Source organism: Pseudomonas sp. RIT-PI-q (assembly GCF_001297125.1).
Taxonomy (GTDB): domain Bacteria; phylum Pseudomonadota; class Gammaproteobacteria; order Pseudomonadales; family Pseudomonadaceae; genus Aquipseudomonas.
In genome coordinates this window covers 20,183-37,971 of the sequence record NZ_LHPC01000056.1, presented here as the reverse complement: position 1 = coordinate 37,971, position 17,789 = coordinate 20,183, and the positions used below count along the sequence as shown (strand labels likewise).

Annotated in this window: 14 protein-coding genes; 9 read left to right on the top strand and 5 right to left on the bottom strand. The window is 60.2% G+C overall.

What is annotated here, in order from left to right; translation table 11 throughout:
• Nucleotides 1–37: 37 nt before the first annotated feature.
• The 4 genes from rsmA to AEQ67_RS30025 are packed head-to-tail and all read right to left on the bottom strand — an operon-like array spanning nt 38 to nt 5,946.
• Nucleotides 38–856, bottom strand: a complete 819-nt coding sequence (gene rsmA, locus AEQ67_RS30040) for a 16S rRNA (adenine(1518)-N(6)/adenine(1519)-N(6))-dimethyltransferase RsmA (protein WP_059407383.1) — start codon at nt 854–856, stop codon at nt 38–40.
• Nucleotides 853–1,842 (bottom strand): 4-hydroxythreonine-4-phosphate dehydrogenase PdxA, encoded by a 990-nt coding sequence (gene pdxA, locus AEQ67_RS30035; protein WP_059407382.1) that lies wholly within the window; start codon nt 1,840–1,842, stop codon nt 853–855. The genes rsmA and pdxA overlap by 4 nt, the downstream gene beginning before the upstream one ends.
• Nucleotides 1,839–3,155: a peptidylprolyl isomerase SurA gene (gene surA / locus AEQ67_RS30030; RefSeq protein ID WP_152974932.1), complete on the bottom strand. Its 1,317-nt coding sequence runs from the start codon at nt 3,153–3,155 to the stop codon at nt 1,839–1,841. The genes pdxA and surA overlap by 4 nt, the downstream gene beginning before the upstream one ends.
• Nucleotides 3,136–5,946 (bottom strand): LPS-assembly protein LptD, encoded by a 2,811-nt coding sequence (locus AEQ67_RS30025; RefSeq protein WP_059407381.1) that lies wholly within the window; start codon nt 5,944–5,946, stop codon nt 3,136–3,138. Before AEQ67_RS30025 ends, surA begins: the two co-directional genes overlap by 20 nt.
• A gap of 130 nt (nt 5,947–6,076) precedes the next feature.
• Between AEQ67_RS30025 and AEQ67_RS30020 the strand changes: the two genes are divergently transcribed.
• The 3 genes from AEQ67_RS30020 to AEQ67_RS30010 are packed head-to-tail and all read left to right on the top strand — an operon-like array spanning nt 6,077 to nt 8,533.
• A complete protein-coding gene (locus AEQ67_RS30020) occupies nt 6,077–7,096 on the top strand; it encodes an aminoglycoside phosphotransferase family protein (RefSeq protein WP_059407380.1) in 1,020 nt (339 codons plus the stop codon).
• Nucleotides 7,093–7,764 (top strand): N-acetylmuramate alpha-1-phosphate uridylyltransferase MurU, encoded by a 672-nt coding sequence (gene murU, locus AEQ67_RS30015; RefSeq protein ID WP_059407379.1) that lies wholly within the window; start codon nt 7,093–7,095, stop codon nt 7,762–7,764. Before AEQ67_RS30020 ends, murU begins: the two co-directional genes overlap by 4 nt.
• 1 nt (nt 7,765) lies before the next feature.
• A complete protein-coding gene (locus tag AEQ67_RS30010) occupies nt 7,766–8,533 on the top strand; it encodes a TerB family tellurite resistance protein (RefSeq protein WP_059407378.1) in 768 nt (255 codons plus the stop codon).
• A 139-nt stretch (nt 8,534–8,672) separates the two neighbouring features.
• Here AEQ67_RS30010 and AEQ67_RS30005 read toward each other — a convergent pair whose 3' ends face one another.
• The gene (locus tag AEQ67_RS30005; protein ID WP_059407377.1) at nt 8,673–9,659 is read right to left on the bottom strand and encodes an alpha/beta hydrolase family protein; all 987 of its coding nucleotides are present in this window, start codon (nt 9,657–9,659) and stop codon (nt 8,673–8,675) included.
• Nucleotides 9,660–9,732: 73 nt separating this feature from the next.
• Here AEQ67_RS30005 and AEQ67_RS30000 point away from each other — a divergent pair, with 73 nt between their 5' ends.
• The 6 genes from AEQ67_RS30000 (at nt 9,733) to AEQ67_RS29975 (ending at nt 17,665) form a co-directional block, all read left to right on the top strand.
• Nucleotides 9,733–12,129, top strand: a complete 2,397-nt coding sequence (locus AEQ67_RS30000) for a PAS domain-containing sensor histidine kinase (protein ID WP_059407376.1) — start codon at nt 9,733–9,735, stop codon at nt 12,127–12,129.
• 137 nt (nt 12,130–12,266) lie between these two features.
• A complete protein-coding gene (locus tag AEQ67_RS29995; protein ID WP_008147212.1) occupies nt 12,267–12,896 on the top strand; it encodes a response regulator in 630 nt (209 codons plus the stop codon).
• Nucleotides 12,897–13,222: 326 nt separating this feature from the next.
• Nucleotides 13,223–14,347 (top strand): ABC transporter ATP-binding protein, encoded by a 1,125-nt coding sequence (locus AEQ67_RS29990; RefSeq protein WP_059407375.1) that lies wholly within the window; start codon nt 13,223–13,225, stop codon nt 14,345–14,347.
• A gap of 50 nt (nt 14,348–14,397) precedes the next feature.
• A complete protein-coding gene (locus AEQ67_RS29985; RefSeq protein WP_059407374.1) occupies nt 14,398–15,441 on the top strand; it encodes an ABC transporter substrate-binding protein in 1,044 nt (347 codons plus the stop codon).
• Between the two features lie 139 nt (nt 15,442–15,580).
• The gene (locus AEQ67_RS29980; RefSeq protein ID WP_059407373.1) at nt 15,581–16,828 is read left to right on the top strand and encodes an ABC transporter permease; all 1,248 of its coding nucleotides are present in this window, start codon (nt 15,581–15,583) and stop codon (nt 16,826–16,828) included.
• Between the two features lie 12 nt (nt 16,829–16,840).
• A complete protein-coding gene (locus AEQ67_RS29975) occupies nt 16,841–17,665 on the top strand; it encodes an ABC transporter permease (protein WP_059407372.1) in 825 nt (274 codons plus the stop codon).
• Nucleotides 17,666–17,789 lie beyond the last annotated feature (124 nt).

Here is a 17,789-nt window from a genome sequence, read left to right as displayed (position 1 = left end):
GACGGCTGGTGTCCTACCCGATAACGCCTCAAGCCTGTCAGATGTCCGCAGGCGCCTGTAGGACTTGTTCGCTGAGCTTGTCGGCTAGACGTACGAAAGCGGCCAGATCGAGCTGCTCGGGACGCAGGCTGCCGTCGACGCCGGCGGCTTCGATTTCAGCGTTGCTCAACAGCAGCTTGAGGGTGTTGCGCAGGGTTTTGCGGCGCTGGTTGAAGGCTTCGCGCACGACGCGTTCCAACAGCTTGTGATCCTTGGCCGGGTGCGGCAGCACGGCGTGCGGCACCAGGCGGACGATGGCCGAATCGACTTTTGGCGGCGGATTGAACGCGCCCGGACCTACGTTGAACAGATGCTCAACCCTGCAGTGATACTGAACCATGATCGACAGGCGGCCCCAATCACCCCCCCCAGGACCGGCTGCCAGACGCTCGACCACTTCCTTTTGCAGCATGAAGTGCATGTCGCGAATCAGGCTGGCGTTGTGCAGCAGGTGGAAAATCAGCGGCGTAGAGATGTTGTACGGCAGGTTGCCGACCACTCGCAGGCTGTTCGGTGCGGCGTTCAGGCTGTTGAAGTCGAACTTCAGCGCATCACCCTGATGCAGGTTGAAGTTGCTCTTGTGGGCGAACTGCTGATTGAGGATCGGGACCAGATCCTTGTCCAGCTCGACCACGTCCAGCTGAGCGCCACTGTTGAGCAGACCTTGGGTCAAAGCGCCCTGGCCCGGACCGATTTCCAGCAGGTGGTCTTCAGGCTTGGCGCGGATGGCACGCAGGATGCGGTCGATAACGCCGGCATCGTGCAGGAAGTTTTGGCCAAAGCGTTTGCGCGCCTTGTGTTGGTAATGCTCGGTCATAAACGGGTCTCGGCCATCTGGTAGGCGGTTTCCAGGGCGACTTGCAGGCTGCCGGTATCGATTTTGCCGCTGCCGGCCAAATCCAGGGCGGTGCCGTGGTCGACCGATGTGCGGATGATCGGCAAGCCGAGAGTCACGTTGACTGCCGCGCCGAAGCCTTTGTATTTCAGCACAGGCAGGCCCTGGTCGTGGTACATCGCCAGCACCGCGTCGCAGTGCTCCAGATATTTGGGGGTAAACAGAGTGTCGGCGGGCAGGGGGCCGCGAAGGTCCATGCCCTCGCCGCGCAGGCGCTCTAATGTAGGTTCGATGATGTCGATTTCTTCATGGCCCAGGTGTCCGCCTTCGCCGGCGTGCGGGTTGAGCCCGCAGACGAGGATGCGTGGCTGGGCGATGCCGAATTTTTCTTGCAGATCGGCGTGCAGAATCCGCGTGACCCGCTCCAGACGCTCCGGTGTGATTGCATCGGCAATCTCACGAAGGGGCAGGTGAGTGGTGACCAGCGCCACGCGCAATCCGCGGGTGGCGAGCATCATCACCACTTGTGCGGTGTGGGTCAGGTCAGCGAGAAATTCCGTGTGCCCGGAAAAGGCGATCCCGGATTCATTGATCACGCCCTTGTGCACAGGGGCAGTGATCATGCCGGCGAAATGCCCGTCCAGGCAGCCTTGCCCCGCTCGGGTCAGGGTTTGCAGAACGAAAGCGGCATTGGCCTTGTCCAGTTGCCCTGCGGTCACTTTCGCGTTGAGCGGCGTATCCCACACATACAGGCTGTTGGCTGGCGCGGGTATATCCGGCCAGTGGTCCGGTGTTACCGGCAGCAAATCGACAACCACACCCAGCTGCGCAGCCCGCTCAAGGAGCAGGTCGCGGCTGGTAATGGCAATCAGGGGATGTGGCTGGGCTTGCGAGGCGAGCAGCAGGCACAGGTCAGGACCTATGCCGGCCGGCTCGCCGGGTGTCAGCGCGAAACGTTTGGGTTTCACTGTGGTGCCTGGTCTGCACCAGGGAGTTTGATCTCTACGTACGCTTCGTCACGGATCTGACGCAGCCAGGTTTGCAGCTCTTCGTCGTATTTGCGGTTACGCAGTACGGTCATTGCTTGCTGCTCACGCGCTTGAGTCGTGTTGTCGGTGGCGCGGCGTCCAAGGACTTCCAGGACGTGCCAGCCATATTGAGTCTGGAACGGCTTGGACAGCTTGCCTTGAGGGGTCTTGGCCATCACTTCGCGGAACTCGGGTACGAGTGCATTCGGGTCGATCCAGTTCAGGTCGCCGCCGTTGAGAGCGGAGCCCGGGTCTTCCGAATAGCTTTTCGCCAGCTCGCCGAAGTCTTCGCCCGCTTCGATACGGGTGTAGAGGGACTCGGCCAGTGCTTTGGTTTTTGCTTCGTCGCGGATCGGGCTCGGCTTGACCAGGATATGACGCACATGCACTTCGTCGCGCACCTGGGTCTCACCGCCACGCTTGTCGAGGATCTTCAGGATGATGAAGCCACCCGGCGTGCGCATGGGTTGAGTAATGTCGCCGACAGCCATGGTGCCCAGCATGCGATCGAACGGAGGTGGCAATTGAGCGGCTTTACGCCAACCCATGTCGCCGCCTTCCAGAGCGGTTTCGCTGGCGGACTTGGCGATTGCCAACTGACCGAAGTCAGCGCCTTGCTTGAGCTGCTGGTACACCGCGTCGGCCTGTTTGGCGGCATTCTGAATCGCGTCGGAGTTGGCGCTTTCCGGCGTAGGAATCAGGATGTTGGCCAGACGAAACTCTTCGGACAACTGCATTTTGCCGAGGTCGGAAGCGAGGAAGTTCTTCACTTCCTGTTCGGAAACCTGGATGCGCTCGGCCACACGGCGCTGACGCACACGGCTGATGACCATTTCGCGGCGAATCTGGTCACGGGCGTCGTCGTAAGACAGACCGTCGCGAGTCAGGGCGGCGCGGAATTGATCCACGGTCATGTTGTTGCGCTGGGCAATGGTGCCGACAGCCTGGTTCAGTTCTTCATCGGTAATACGGATGCCGGAGCGTTCGCCGATCTGCAGTTGCAGGTTTTCGACGATCAGACGCTCAAGCACCTGCTGATCCAGCACGCCGGCCGGCGGTACGGCAGCGCCGCGTTTGGCGATGGTTTGCTGAACTTCATGAACACGTTGGTCCAGTTGGCTCTGCATGACCACATCGTTGTCGACAATGGCCACCACTTTATCGATGGACTGTACCGCGGCGTTGGCCGCAGTACCCAGGAACAGCGCGCCCAGCATCAGCGGGCGCAGACAATCAGAAAGCTTGGTCTTCACGTTCACGATAACCTTGAATGCCTTTGTCGAGGAAGCTCTCTACTTTGGCGCCGGTGAGGCCGCCGAGTCCCTTCAGAACAATTTGGAGGAAGACGCCATGGTCGCCTTTTTCGTTTTGCGGGGCATCCTGACTGAATTCGTCGTAGGAAACCCAGTAACGGTTGATCAGGCGCAGTTTCCAGCAGCAGTTGTCGTACTCGAAACCACCGAAGGCTTCCAGGGTACGGTTGCGGTTGTAGTCATACTGCCAGCGGCTGATGGCGTTCCATTGCGGCACGATCGGCCAGATCACCGAGAAGTCGTGCTGTTCGATTTTGTAGTAGTCCTTCACGAAGCCAGGAGTACCCGGGGTGCCATAGTCGCCACCGAATTGCCATTGGCCAGTGTTCTGGTTGTAGATCACCTGGTCATTACGATAGCGATAGCCGGCGTTGATAACCTTGTTCGGATTGTCTTCGGGCTGGTAGTGGAACATCGCGCTGCCCGAGCGCGGGCTGTGGCTGTCCGGGTCCCAGTTGTAATCGGCGGTGGTGCGCCAGTCACGATTCCAGCGATATTCGTACTCCAGCGCATAAGGAGAAACGTTGGCGTGCGCATCTGCGCGGGTTTTTGCATCGACACCGGGCAGTTGGACTTCGCGATCCTTGAAGTACAGGGCTTGGCCGACGCTGATGCGTTGGCGCTCGAAGCCGTCGTCTTCGATCCAGCGGTTGGTTACGCCCAGCGACAGCTTGTTTTCATCACCGACACGGTCGGAGCCGGAGAAGCGGTTGTCGCGGAACAACGACGCATAGTTGAAGGTGTATTCAGCGGTGTCGAAGACTGGAATGTCTTCCTGATCTTTCTCTGGGACATAGAGGTAGAAAAGACGCGGCTCAAGGGTCTGGCGATAGTTTTTGCCGAACCATTGAGTGTTGCGGTCGAAGTACAGGCCGCTGTCGATGCTGGCGATCGGCACGCCACGGTTCTGGTTACTGCTGAAGGTGCCGTTGACATTGTCAGTCCCGGCCGCAGCTGCTGCTTGTTCTTGACTGACGATCTGGCTTTTACCGGTGCCGTCCAGGTCCAGCTGGTATTGCGTGTACTGGTACTTGAGCGTTGGCTTCAAGAAACCATAGGTCCAGTTCAGCGGCAGGCTGACAGCTGGCGCAAGGTTGAGGCGGTCGCCAGTGGCGCGAGCCAGACCTTGAACGTTGGTGTCGAGACGAGGGGACACACTGCCGTCTTCGTTGGTGAAATTGCCGGTTTTCAGGTCACGATCAAACCGCACGATTTCAGTGTTGTAGTTGAAATCCAGTCCGCCCGGATGATACGGCAGTGCACCATCAAAGGTGATCTGCGGCAGACGATCATACGGCGTGATGTTTGAAACGGTCGCCAGCTGATAAGCCTGGGCGTTGACGCGGGCGGTGTAGCTGTCGCCGCGATAGCTGACAGAACCCTGCTGGTTCACGTAGTCAGTGCTTTTCACACCAATCTGATCAGTCTGCAGATCCTGGAAGTAATACGGATCGCTGATCTTGGTGTAGTCGACCTGCGTGAAGACGCGCGAATCCAGACCACCCTTGTGTTGCCAGTTATACAAGTAGCGGTTTTTCTGGTAGTCGGTCTGCCCGCTGCGATCGGTGTCCTCGTCATTGAGGTACGCCGCGCCGAACTGACCTTCGCTGGACTTGGTCAGGTAGCGGAATTCGCCTTCCATCAACAGACCGTGCTTGCTCATGTAGCGTGGGTACAACGTGGCATCGTAGTTCGGTGCCAGGTTGAAGTAATACGGTGTAACCAGCATGAAGCCGGTATCGCTGCCGGTGCCGATGGTCGGCGGCAGGAAGCCCGACTGGCGACGGTCGTCGATCGGGAAGTAGATGTACGGGGTGTACAGGACAGGAATGTCCTTGACCCGCAGTGTCACGTTGGTCGCGGTGCCGAAACCGGTGGCCGGGTTCAAGGTGATGTTGTTGCCCTTGAGTTGCCAGGCGTTGCTGTTCGGTTCGCACGTGGTGTACGTACCATCCTTGAGGCGGATGATCGCGTTCTCGGCACGTTTGGCGTACAGCGCGTTACCGCGAATGCGTGATTTGTGCATCACGTATTCGGCGTTGTCGACCTTGGCTTCACCGGTGTCGAGTTGCACGTCGGCGTGGTCGCCGACGATCAGCGCGCCGTTGTCGCGAACACGCACGTTGCCGTTCAGTTCGCCACGGCTCTCGGCCTGGTAGAGATTCGCTTCGTCGGCTTCGACCTGCATGCTGCCCTGACGCATGACCACGTCACCGGCCAGGGTAGCGATCTGCTCATCCTGCTTGTAGCGGGAGGCCTTGGCGCCGATAAAGGTCGGAGCGTCACTTTTATTCGTCTTGTCATTCATGCCAGGACGAATCGGTTCGATATAGGAACCAGAGCAGTAAGGACCGGTTTCGGCCAATTGTGCTGCAGTGAGGTTCTCGCGCGGAACCCAGTCGAGGTGGCTGTAGTCTGCACTACGCGACTTCAGGCCGCGGCCCTTGGACTCGGTAACGAGTACAGGCTTGGCACCGGTGTCTTCGCTGGTGCCGCTCTCGGTCGCAGGTTCGCCGCCCGCGCTGACCGCGCTGCCGTCATGAACCGGGCGAGGTGGCAGCGCAGCTGCTGGAGATTTTGGCGCACAGTTCCAGGCACCCGAAGCAGAGACTGAGCAGTCATACTGTTCCGCGGCGACCACGAACGAAGTGGCAAGAGGTTGCAGGGCCAGCAGACTGCCGGTCACCAACAACGGAAATTTTTTACGAAACGCGGGGGATTTCAATGCCATCTTATTAGTCCGGGCTTCCTGCGTGCCATCTGCCCGCGGTGTGGGCCGCACGCCTCTCGATGGTCTGAAAAAGATGCTGGATAATAAAGCATGACCCGCTTGACGGCTAGCGCCGTCGGAGACCCTTGCAATGCCTGACCAAGATGTACGTTTGCAACACCTGAAAGTTTGGCTCGATGAGCAGTTGGCGATCCTCTTTGCAGAACAAGGCTGGGGTGCCGTACCCCCGGCCACGTTGACTGCGGCCAGTAGCGATGCGAGTTTTCGGCGCTATTTCCGCTGGGAAGGCGAGGGCAAAAGCTTCGTCGTGATGGACGCGCCGCCGCCCCAGGAAAACTGCAAACCCTTCGTGGATATCGCTTTTTTGCTGGCGAAATCCGGAATAAATGTGCCGATAATTTATGCCGAGGACCTCGAACGTGGTTTTCTTTTGCTCAATGACCTGGGCAACAAGACTTACCTGGACGTAATCGACAGCGAAAATGCCGACGATTTGTTCAAGGATGCCCTGCAAGCGCTGTTGGCTTTTCAGCAGTTGCCGATGGTTGCGCCGCTGCCGAGTTACGACGTGGCGTTGCTGCGGCGCGAGCTCGAACTGTTCCCCGAGTGGTACGTGAAACGCGAGCTGGGCATCGAGTTCGACTCGGCGCAGCAAATGCTCTGGCAGAACGTCACTGAGCTGTTGATCGACAGTGCTCTGGCGCAGCCAAAAGTGCTGGTGCATCGCGACTACATGCCGCGCAACCTGATGCTCAGCGAGCCAAACCCTGGCGTGCTGGATTTCCAGGATGCGGTCTATGGTCCCGTGACTTACGACGTCACCTGCCTGTTCAAGGATGCGTTCCTCAGCTGGCCTGAAGAGCGTGTCTACGGTTGGCTGGAAAATTACTGGCAGCAAGCCGGCGCCCTGGGCATTCCGGTTCAGCCAGACTTCGATGACTTCCTGCGCGCCAGCGACCTGATGGGTGTGCAGCGTCACCTGAAAGTCATCGGCATTTTCGCCCGCATCTGCCATCGCGACGGCAAGCCGCGCTACTTGGCCGATGTGCCGCGCTTCTTTGCTTATATAGAAGCAGTGATCGCCCGCCGTCCTGAACTGGCCGAGCTGGATGTGTTGCTGCTGAGTCTGCGTGCTGGAGCGAATGCATGAAGGCAATGATTCTGGCGGCGGGCAAAGGCGAGCGCATGCGCCCGCTGACCCTCACCACGCCAAAACCGCTGGTTCGCGCAGGCGGGGGGCCGCTGATCGAGTATCACCTGCGCGCGCTGGCCGCTGCCGGGGTTACCGAGATTGTGATCAACCATGCCTGGCTCGGCCAACAGATCGAAGACTATCTGGGCGATGGCGCGCGTTATGGCGTGAGCATTCGGTACTCGCCGGAAGGTGAGCCGCTGGAGACCGGCGGCGGGATTTTCCGCGCGTTGCCATTGCTGGGCGATGAGGCCTTTGTGGTGGTCAACGGTGACATCTGGACCGACTACGACTTCAGCGTGTTGCATCAGCCTATTGTCGGTCTGGCCCATCTGGTGCTGGCGGACAATCCGGCGCATCACCCGACGGGGGATTTCGGCCTGGTCGACGGCCAGGTGCGCGACGGTCAGCCGGGCACAGCAAGCCTGACCTACAGCGGCATCGCGGTGCTGCACCCGCAACTGTTTGAAGGCTGCTCCGACGGGGCGTTCAAGCTCGCGCCGTTGTTGCGCGCAGCGATGGCGCAAGGGCAGGTGACGGGCGAACATTTGAACGGGCATTGGGTGGATGTCGGCACTCATGAACGCCTCGCTGAAGTTGAAACCCTGATAGAAGCGAGACGCTGACATGCTGTGGCCAGGGACTCTGATTGGAGCCGGAGCAGGCTTTGCCATAGCCAGCATTCCGGGGGCCATGCTTGGCGCCTTGTTGGGACAAGCGCTGGATCGGCGTTTGAATCTGCAGAGTTGGGCGCACTTGCGAGAAAAACTCGGCGGTCGTCCGGTGTTGCGCAACGACGAATTATTGTTCGTGTTGTTGGGCCGGTTGGCCAAGTGCGATGGACGGGTGGTGGATGGCCACATTCAGCAGGCCCGCCAGGAAATGCGTTCGCTGGAAATGACCGAGTCGGCACAGCGCCGGGCGATTGCCGCGTTCAATCGCGGCAAGTCGGGTCATGACCGGTTGCGCGGTTACCTGCGGCGTTTGAGTGCTCAACCTCATGCGGCCGAAGGTGTCTTGCGCGCCTGTTGGCGGATGGTCTGGGCCGATGGTCGTGCCGGTGGCAGTGAGCGCGAGTTGATTACGCAGTGGGGTAAATGGCTGGGCTGGACACCGCATCAAGTGCAAGCGCTGGCGACCGACTACGAACCGCAAAAACGATCGCTGGGCACCAGTGTTACAACCTATCAGGACGCCTTGCGGCTATTGGGCGTGTCCGCCACCAGTGAGCCGGCGCAGATCAAGCGTGCTTACCGACGCCTGCTCAGCCGTCATCACCCGGACAAGATTGCCGGCAGCGGTGCGACGGCGTTGCAGGTTCGAGAGGCGACTGACAAGACTCGCGAACTGCACAATGCCTATACGTTGATTCGTCAGCGTCGGGATTTTCGCTAGCAGGGTCGATAAGTGTTGTTGGTGAGGTCGCCTTCGCGGGCAAGCCTCGCTCCCACAGGATTTAAGTCGGTCGCAAAAGACGTGTACGACACAAATCCTGTGGGAGCGGGCTTGCCCGCGATGGCGGCGACGCGGTCTATCAGTCCGCCGCCGGCTGAGGATTCAACCACCCGCGCACCCGACGAAACAGCTGTTCTTGCTCCGCTTTGGTATCAGGCAACGCCTTGAGCGACACCTGGCTAAATGCCGAAACCTTCAAGCGCTTGCTGGCCTGCAGGCGCTCCAGTGCTGCGTTGCGATCCAGCGGTTTGTCCATGTAGAAGATGTCTGCAGTGGGCAACTTCAAGGTCGGCGTCAATTCAGCCAGCTCGGGTTTCGCTGTGACAGGCGTCTGCGCCGCAACCATCACGAACTTCTCGACCTGCGATGGCTGCTTTTCGCTCAAATACCGCGCAGCCCAATAAGCGCCGGTGCCATGCCCCAGCACGACGATGCGGCGAGCGCTTTGTTGTTCGGCATACGCAATGGCCGCATCAATGCGAGAAAAGATGCGTTCGGCGTCGGCCTTTGATTGCTCCTCGGTGGTTTCAGCGATGGCCTTGTCGGCCACTTCCGCTTCACCGCCGGCCGCTTGTTCAATGGGGGCGGCCGTGGTCGAGTCCTTGCTGCCGGTTTCCGGCGCTTTGAGCGTTGGCGGCATTTCCACGACCCGTGGCGCAATGGCATCGCTTTGCAGGTCCGGCAAGGTGATACTCAGGCTGCTCCATTTGGCGTCCGGCAATTTACGACGCAATGGACCGATTGCTTGCGGCCAGTCAACGGTTTCGCCGGCGCCAGGGATGATAATCACCGCGCCTTTGGGTTCGGCGGTATTGGCCGGTTTCCACAAGGCCAGGAACGTGTCGGCACCGGCCTGAAGCTGTTGCTGTTCTTGAGCAGGGATTTTTCGCTCAAGTGCTGTCGCTTCTTCCTGACTACGCTCAGGCAGCGGCTGACGTTCGGCTGGTTTTTCTTCTGTAGCAGGAGCCGGGTTGGCCGCCTCGACGGCTGCTTTTACGGAAAACGCGCAAGGCAGGATCAGCGACAGGCACAATGCTGGCAGTGCCAGGCGGTAGACAGGGGGCATCGGATATTCCAGGCCAGAAGTAATTCCGGCAGCCTAATGGGTTGGTCAGTATTTGTCAGTGTGTGGGACTTCGATGATGCGTTTTTGCTGTCTGTGGGTTATCGGCTGTTTGTGGTTTCCCTTGATGAGTTGGGCCGCGCCCGCGCCACCGGCGCACGTCGTGCAATTGTCCGCCGGCCAGCAACAATGGCTGGCGCAGCATGACGAGTTGCGGGTCGGGCTGGTGTTGCAAGCACCCTACGCGCAATACGACCGCCGATTGCAGCGCCTGTCCGGGGTTAACGTCGAACTCATGAAATGGCTGGCCAAGGCGCTCAAGGTCGAGCTGAGCTGGCGTAATTTTCCCGACCTTGCGCAACTGGAAGCCGCTGCGCGCGACGGTGAAATAGATATCGCTCCGGGGCTGACCCAAACCCCCGGCGGCCTGCGTCTCTGGCAATTTTCCGATCCGTACATGCGGGTGCCGCAACTGGTGGTCAGCGACCAGAAAAGCACTGGCGTGGTGGAGCTGGAAAAACTCGACAGCCAGACTCGCGTCGCCGTGCGCATGCCCAGTGCCACCGCCGATTACCTGCGCAGCAATTATCCGCACCTGAACCTGCAAGGCGTACCGATCGAACGCCAGGCATTGCAGTTGCTGCTCAGTCAGCAGGCGAGTTACGCCGTGGGGGATGAGGCGCAATGGGGGCGCCTGTTCACCGGGCCGGAGTTCTCCGGGCTTTTGGTGGTCGGCGACATCGGCCTGCCGCAACTGCTGCGCGTCGCCACGCGGCGGGACTGGCCAGAGCTTGCCGGCATTGTCGAAAACGCGCTGCGCGCAATCCCCGCCAAGGACCTGGAACAACTGCACAACCAATGGTTGCAACCCAAGTACCCGCGCCTGACCGAGTCCCCGGGTTTCTGGCAAAACCTTTGCCTGCTGTTGCTGGTGCTGACCCTGAGCAGCATGGCCATCGTGTTCTGGCAGCGTCGGCAACAGCACAGCCTGGAGCAACGCTTGCTGGAGGCCCGGCAAGACATTGCCCTGCGTGCCGCCAGCGAAGAAGCCTTGCGCCTGACGCAGTTTTCCATCGACCAGAGCACCGTCGGCATCCTCTGGGTCAACTGGGACAGTCATGTGCGCTACGCCAACCGCGCGGCCGAAACCATGCTCGGTTATCCGGCGGGCGGAATCATTGATCGACCGCTGATCGACTTCGAACCCGGCTTGCACATGGACCGCTGGCTGAACCTGTGGAAACGCGCGCGGGCCAGCGAAGAGGGCCCGCAAAGTTTCGAAACCAATTGTGTGCGGGCCGATGGCAGCATCCTGCCGGCGGATGTGTCGCTGAGCTTCCTGCGGTTTCGCGATGGCGAATACCTGGTGGTCTACCTCAACGATGTCACCGAGCGCCGTCGTGCCCTGGCGGCGTTGCAGGAAAGTGAAGCGCGGCTGCAAGGGATTGCCGCCAACGTTCCCGGATTGGTCTTTCGCCTGGAACGGGCGCCGGTGACGGGGCAGATCGACTTTGCCTACATCAGCGAAGGCAGTGAAAGCCTGTCGGGTTATTCGCCCGCAACCCTGGCTCATCGCGACAAAGGCCTGCGCAGCCTGGTGCACCCGGATGACAAGGCCAGCTATCACCACACTCAGGACCATGCGCTGGATACCGACAGCGACTGGTCGTGGCAAGGACGGATTCTCACCCGTTCAGGCGAGCAGCGCTGGGCCGAGATCAAGGCGATTACCCGGCGACTCGAAGACGGCGCCTACGTCTGGGACGGAATCGTCTGGGACATCAGCGAGAGCAAGCGCATCGAACTGGAACTGGCCAGTTCCAGGGAGCAACTGCGTGAATTGTCGGCGCACCTGGAAAGCGTGCGGGAAGAGGAAAAAGCGCGGATCGCCCGGGAAGTTCACGACGAACTGGGTCAGATGTTGACCGTGCTCAAACTGGAAACGTCCATGTGCGAACTGGCCTACGCGCAACTCGATCCCGGTCTGAATGAGCGTTTGAACAGCATGAAGCGCTTGATCGCCCAGTTGTTCCAGCTGGTGCGTGATGTGGCCACGGCGCTGCGGCCACCGATTCTCGATGCCGGCATCGCCTCAGCGATCGAATGGCAGGCCCGTCGATTCGAGGCGCGCACGCAGATTCCGTGCCTGGTGCAGGTGCCGGATAACTTGCCGGTGCTCAGTGATGCCAAGGCTATTGGCCTGTTCCGGATCCTTCAGGAGGCGCTGACCAATGTCATGCGCCATGCCCAGGCGCATACTGTTGAGCTGACGCTGGCGCTGGAAGGCGACGAGTTGTGCCTGACCGTCAGCGATGATGGCGTAGGATTCGTCGCTTCCACGGGTAGGCCGACATCCTTTGGCGTCGTCGGCATGCGCGAACGGGTGTTGATCATGGGCGGGCAGTTGTCGCTTGAGAGTGAACCGGGGGAGGGCACGACCCTGAGCGTGCGAGTGCCGTTGGATGGGGCCTGAGTTTCTTGGTGTCTGTACTGACGCTATCGCGGGCAAGCCCGCTCCCACAGGGGTTGTGTAAGTGCACAGATCTTTGACACCCCCAATCACTGTGGGAGCGGGCCTGCCCGCGATAGATCTTGAATCTGGAGAAGAACGTGATCCGTGTACTGGTAGCCGAAGACCACACCATCGTCCGCGAAGGTATCAAGCAACTGATCGGCCTGGCCAAGGACCTGCTGGTGGTGGGGGAGGCGAGCAATGGCGAGCAGTTGCTCGAGACCTTGCGTCATGTGCCCTGCGAAGTGGTGTTGCTGGATATCTCCATGCCGGGCGTCAATGGTTTGGAGGCGATTCCACGGATACGCGCGCTGAACAATCCGCCGGCGATCCTGGTGCTGTCGATGCACGACGAAGCGCAAATGGCCGCCCGGGCGTTGAAGATTGGCGCGGCGGGTTATGCGACCAAGGACAGCGATCCGGCACTGTTGCTGACAGCGATCCGCAAAGTCGCGGCGGGTGGGCGTTACATCGACCCGGACCTGGCCGACCGCATGGTCTTCGAAGTCGGCCTGACCGATTCGCGGCCGTTGCATTCATTGCTCTCTGAGCGTGAATTTTCGGTGTTCGAGCGCCTGGCCCAGGGCGCCAACGTCAACGACATTGCCCAGCAACTGGCCTTGAGCAGCAAAACCATCAGCACCCACAAGGCGCGGCTGATGCAGAAACTCAACATCACCTCCCTGGCGGAACTGGTGAAGTACGCGATGGAACACAAACTCCTCTAAAACCGTATGCAGTCCCTGTAGGAGCGAGGCTTGCCCGCGAAGCTTTTGGCGCCAGTGAGGACGCCTTCGCGGGCAAGCTTCGCTCCTACAGGGATCTCGTCGACATATCCATTTGCGACGTGCCGGATAAGCCGTGTTTGCCCATTTCTGCGGCTTGTAGCTACAAACCGTCGCTACGCCTATTCATCCCCGCCATCCTTGTAGGGCAATCCCTACCCCCAACCTTCCATCCGGCTGAGGCCATTCTCTCCTGCGCCCCGATTTGCGTGGTCGGCAGCGTCCACTAGGCTTAGTCCACAGCAGTCATCAACAACAAAGGTGTGGGTATGAGCCAGGTCGATTCAAACGCAGGGGCCAGTGACATTCTGGTCAGCTTTCGTGGAGTGCAAAAAAGCTACGACGGCGAGAACCTGATCGTCAAAGACCTCAACCTGGAAATTCGCAAAGGCGAATTCCTCACCCTGCTCGGGCCGTCCGGCTCCGGCAAGACCACCAGCCTGATGATGCTCGCCGGTTTCGAAACACCGACCGCAGGCGAAATCCAGCTGGCCGGGCGTTCCATCAATAACGTGCCGCCGCACAAGCGTGACATCGGCATGGTGTTCCAGAACTACGCGTTGTTCCCGCACATGACGGTCGCCGAGAACCTCGCGTTCCCGCTGACCGTGCGCGGCTTGAACAAGAGCGACGTCAGTGACCGGGTCAAACGTGTCCTGAGCATGGTTCAGCTCGACACCTTCGCCCAGCGCTATCCGGCGCAACTGTCCGGCGGTCAGCAACAGCGTGTGGCTCTGGCCCGGGCGCTGGTGTTCGAACCGCAACTGGTGCTGATGGACGAACCGCTCGGCGCACTCGACAAGCAACTGCGCGAACACATGCAGATGGAAATCAAGCACCTGCACCAGCGTCTCGGCGTGACCGTGGTCTACGTGACCCACGACCAGGGCGAAGCCCTGACCATGTCCGACCGTGTGGCGGTGTTCCACCAGGGCGAGATCCAGCAGATCGCCGCGCCGCGCACCCTCTACGAAGAGCCGAAAAATACCTTCGTTGCCAACTTCATCGGCGAGAACAACCGCCTCAATGGCCGCTTGCACAGCCAGACTGGCGACCGTTGCATCGTGGAACTCGGTCGCGGGGAAAAGGTTGAAGCACTGGCCGTCAACGTCGGCAAGACCGGCGAACCCGTCACGCTGTCGATTCGTCCGGAACGCGTGAGCCTCAATGGTTCCAGCGAGTCCTGCGTCAACCGCTTCTCAGGGAGGGTGGCGGAATTCATCTATCTGGGCGACCACGTCCGGGTTCGCCTGGAAGTTTGCGGCAAGACCGACTTCTTCGTGAAACAACCGATTGCCGAGCTCGATCCCGCGCTGGCTGTCGGTGACGTGGTACCGCTTGGCTGGCAGGTCGAACACGTTCGCGCGCTCGACCCACTTCTAGAGGCGCATTGATCGCCCCCTGCTTCAACAACACCCAACCCTGCACGTGGAGAGAACAATAAATGTTGAGATCCCTGAAATTCACCGCTTTGGTCATGGGCATGATCGGCGCGACGCACGCGATGGCGGCGGGTCCGGACCTGACCGTGGTGTCCTTTGGCGGGGCGAACAAGGCCGCGCAGGTCAAAGCCTTCTACGCACCGTGGGAAGCGGCAGGCAATGGCAAGATCGTGGCGGGCGAGTACAACGGCGAGATGGCCAAGGTCAAAGCCATGGTCGACACCAAGAGCGTGTCCTGGGACCTGGTAGAAGTTGAATCGCCAGAGCTGTCCCGTGGTTGCGACGAAGACATGTTCGAACAGCTTGATCCGAAGCTGTTCGGCAAGTCCGAAGACTACGTCAAAGGCGCTATCCAGCCTTGCGGCGTGGGTTTCTTTGTGTGGTCGACCGTGTTGGCCTACAACGCCGACAAGCTGGCCTCCGCGCCAACCAGTTGGGTGGATTTCTGGGACACCAAGAAATTCCCGGGCAAACGCGGCCTGCGTAAAGGCGCCAAGTACACCCTGGAGTTCGCTCTGATGGCTGACGGCGTTGCGCCAAAAGACGTCTACAAAGTGCTGGCTGGCAAGGATGGTCAGGACCGCGCGTTCAAGAAACTCGATGAACTCAAACCAAGCATTCAGTGGTGGGAAGCCGGCGCACAACCGCCGCAATACCTCGCTTCCGGTGACGTGGTCATGAGCTCGGCCTACAACGGCCGGATCGCTGCCGTGCAGAAAGAAAGCAACCTGAAAGTGGTGTGGAACGGCGGCATCTACGACTTCGACGCATGGGCCATTCCAAAAGGTCTGGACAAGGCACGGGCTGAAGCGGCGAAGAAATTCATCGCCTACTCGGTGATGCCACAACAGCAGAAGACCTACTCGGAAAACATCGCCTACGGCCCGGCCAACATCCAGGCCGTACCGTTGCTGGCCAAGGATGTCTTGAAAGACATGCCGACCACCCCGGAAAACATCGCCAACCAGGTGCAGATCGACGTCAGCTTCTGGGCTGACAACGGCGAGCAACTGGAACAGCGCTTCAATTCCTGGGCTGCGAAGTAACCACAACCCTTGTGGGAGCGGGCTTGCCCGCGATGACGGTATGTCAGTCGATAGAGATGTCGAAACGGATGACGCCATCGCAGGCAAGCCAGCTCCCACAGGTTGTTCGTATTAGAAAGATAGATTTCCGGAGTACGCCATGGCCACCGCCATTCCCCTGAACGCGGGCACTGACCCCACCTTGAAGCAGCGGCTCAAGCACGCCGAGCGGATCAACCGCTGGAAAGCACAAGCCTTGATCGCGCCCTTGGTGCTGTTTCTGTTGCTGGTGTTCCTGGTGCCGATCGTGGCGCTGCTCTACAAAAGCGTGGGTAACCCGGAAGTGGTCGGCGGCATGCCGCGCACCGTGGCGGCCATCGCCAGTTGGGATGGCCGAGGCCTGCCCGCTGAACCGGTTTACAAGGCGGCCAGCGAAGACCTCGCTGAAGCCCGCAAGAATCAAACCCTGGGCGACCTGTCCAAGCGCTTGAATATGGAATTGGCCGGCTACCGCAGCCTGCTGACCAAAACCGCCCGCGCCTTGCCGTTCGCCACCGAACCGGCCTCTTATAAAGAAGCGCTGGAAGGGCTCGACGAGCGTTGGGGCGACCCGGCCTACTGGCAAGCCGTGCGCCGTAACACCAGCAGCATCACGCCGTACTACCTGCTGGCAGCGGTCGATCACCGCATCGACGACCTCGGCGAAGTGGCCCCGGCCACCCCGGATCAGGCGATCTACCTCGACATCTTCGCCCGCACCTTCTGGATGGGCCTGATCATCACCGCCATTTGCCTGGTGCTGGCCTATCCATTGGCTTACCTGCTGGCGAACCTGCCGTCTCGGCAAAGTAACCTGCTGATGATTCTGGTGCTGCTGCCGTTCTGGACCTCGATCCTGGTGCGAGTCGCGGCGTGGATCGTGTTGCTGCAATCGGGCGGGCTGATCAACAGCGGCCTGATGGCCATGGGCATTATCGATAAGCCACTGGAGCTGGTGTTCAACCGCACCGGGGTCTACATCTCGATGGTGCACATCCTGCTGCCGTTCATGATCCTGCCGATCTACAGCGTGATGAAAGGCATCTCGCCGACCTACATGCGAGCCGCGATTTCCCTCGGCTGCCACCCGTTCGCCAGTTTCTGGCGGGTGTACTTCCCGCAGACCTATGCCGGTGTCGGCGCTGGGTGCCTGCTGGTGTTCATTCTCGCGATTGGCTACTACATCACTCCGGCGTTGCTGGGCAGCCCGAACGATCAGATGGTCAGTTACTTCGTCGCCTTCTACACCAACACCAGCATCAACTGGGGCATGGCGACCGCGCTCGGTGGATTGCTGCTGTTGGCGACCGTGGTGCTTTATCTGATTTACAGCTGGCTGGTGGGCGCCAGTCGCCTGCGCCTGAGCTAAGGGGAGAACGAAATGCTGAGTCCTTATATGTCGCCCATCGAACGGGTGTGGTTCTACAGCTTGCGCATTCTCTGCGGGCTGGTGCTGTTGTTCCTGATTCTGCCGGTGCTGGTGATCATTCCGCTGTCGTTCAACTCCGGGAGTTTCCTGGTGTACCCGCTGCAAGGTTTCTCGCTGCACTGGTATCAGGATTTCTTCGCCTCGGCGGAATGGATGCGCTCGTTGAAGAACAGCATCATCGTCGCCCCGGCGGCCACGGTGCTGGCGATGATCTTCGGCACGCTGGCGGCGATTGGCCTGACCCGTGGCGACTTCCCCGGCAAGCCGCTGGTGATGGCGCTGGTGATTTCGCCGATGGTGGTGCCGGTGGTGATTATCGGTGTCGCCAGTTATCTGTTCTTCGCACCGCTGGGGCTGGGCAACAGCTTCTTCTCGCTGATCGTGGTGCATGCGGTGTTGGGTGTGCCGTTTGTGATCATTACGGTGTCGGCGACGTTGCAAGGGTTTAACCACAACCTGGTGCGGGCGGCTGCAAGCCTCGGTGCTTCGCCGCTGACAGCGTTCCGCCGGGTGACCTTGCCGCTGATCGCGCCCGGGGTGATTTCCGGTGCGCTGTTCGCTTTTGCGACTTCGTTTGATGAAGTGGTGGTGACGCTGTTCCTCGCCGGCCCCGAACAAGCGACCTTGCCACGGCAGATGTTCAGCGGTATCCGCGAAAACCTCAGCCCGACCATTGCCGCCGCCGCGACGCTGCTGATCGCCTTCTCGGTGATCCTGCTGCTGACCCTGGAATGGCTGCGCGGACGCAGCGAAAAACTGCGCACCGCCCAAGTCTGACACCAGGTTGTTTTATCGACGCCATACCCTGTAGGAGCTGGCTTGCCAGCGAAGGCGGTGTATCAGGTGCACCGCGTTGCGCCGTTCGCCAGCAAGCCGGCTCCTACAGGGGCCATGGGGAAGT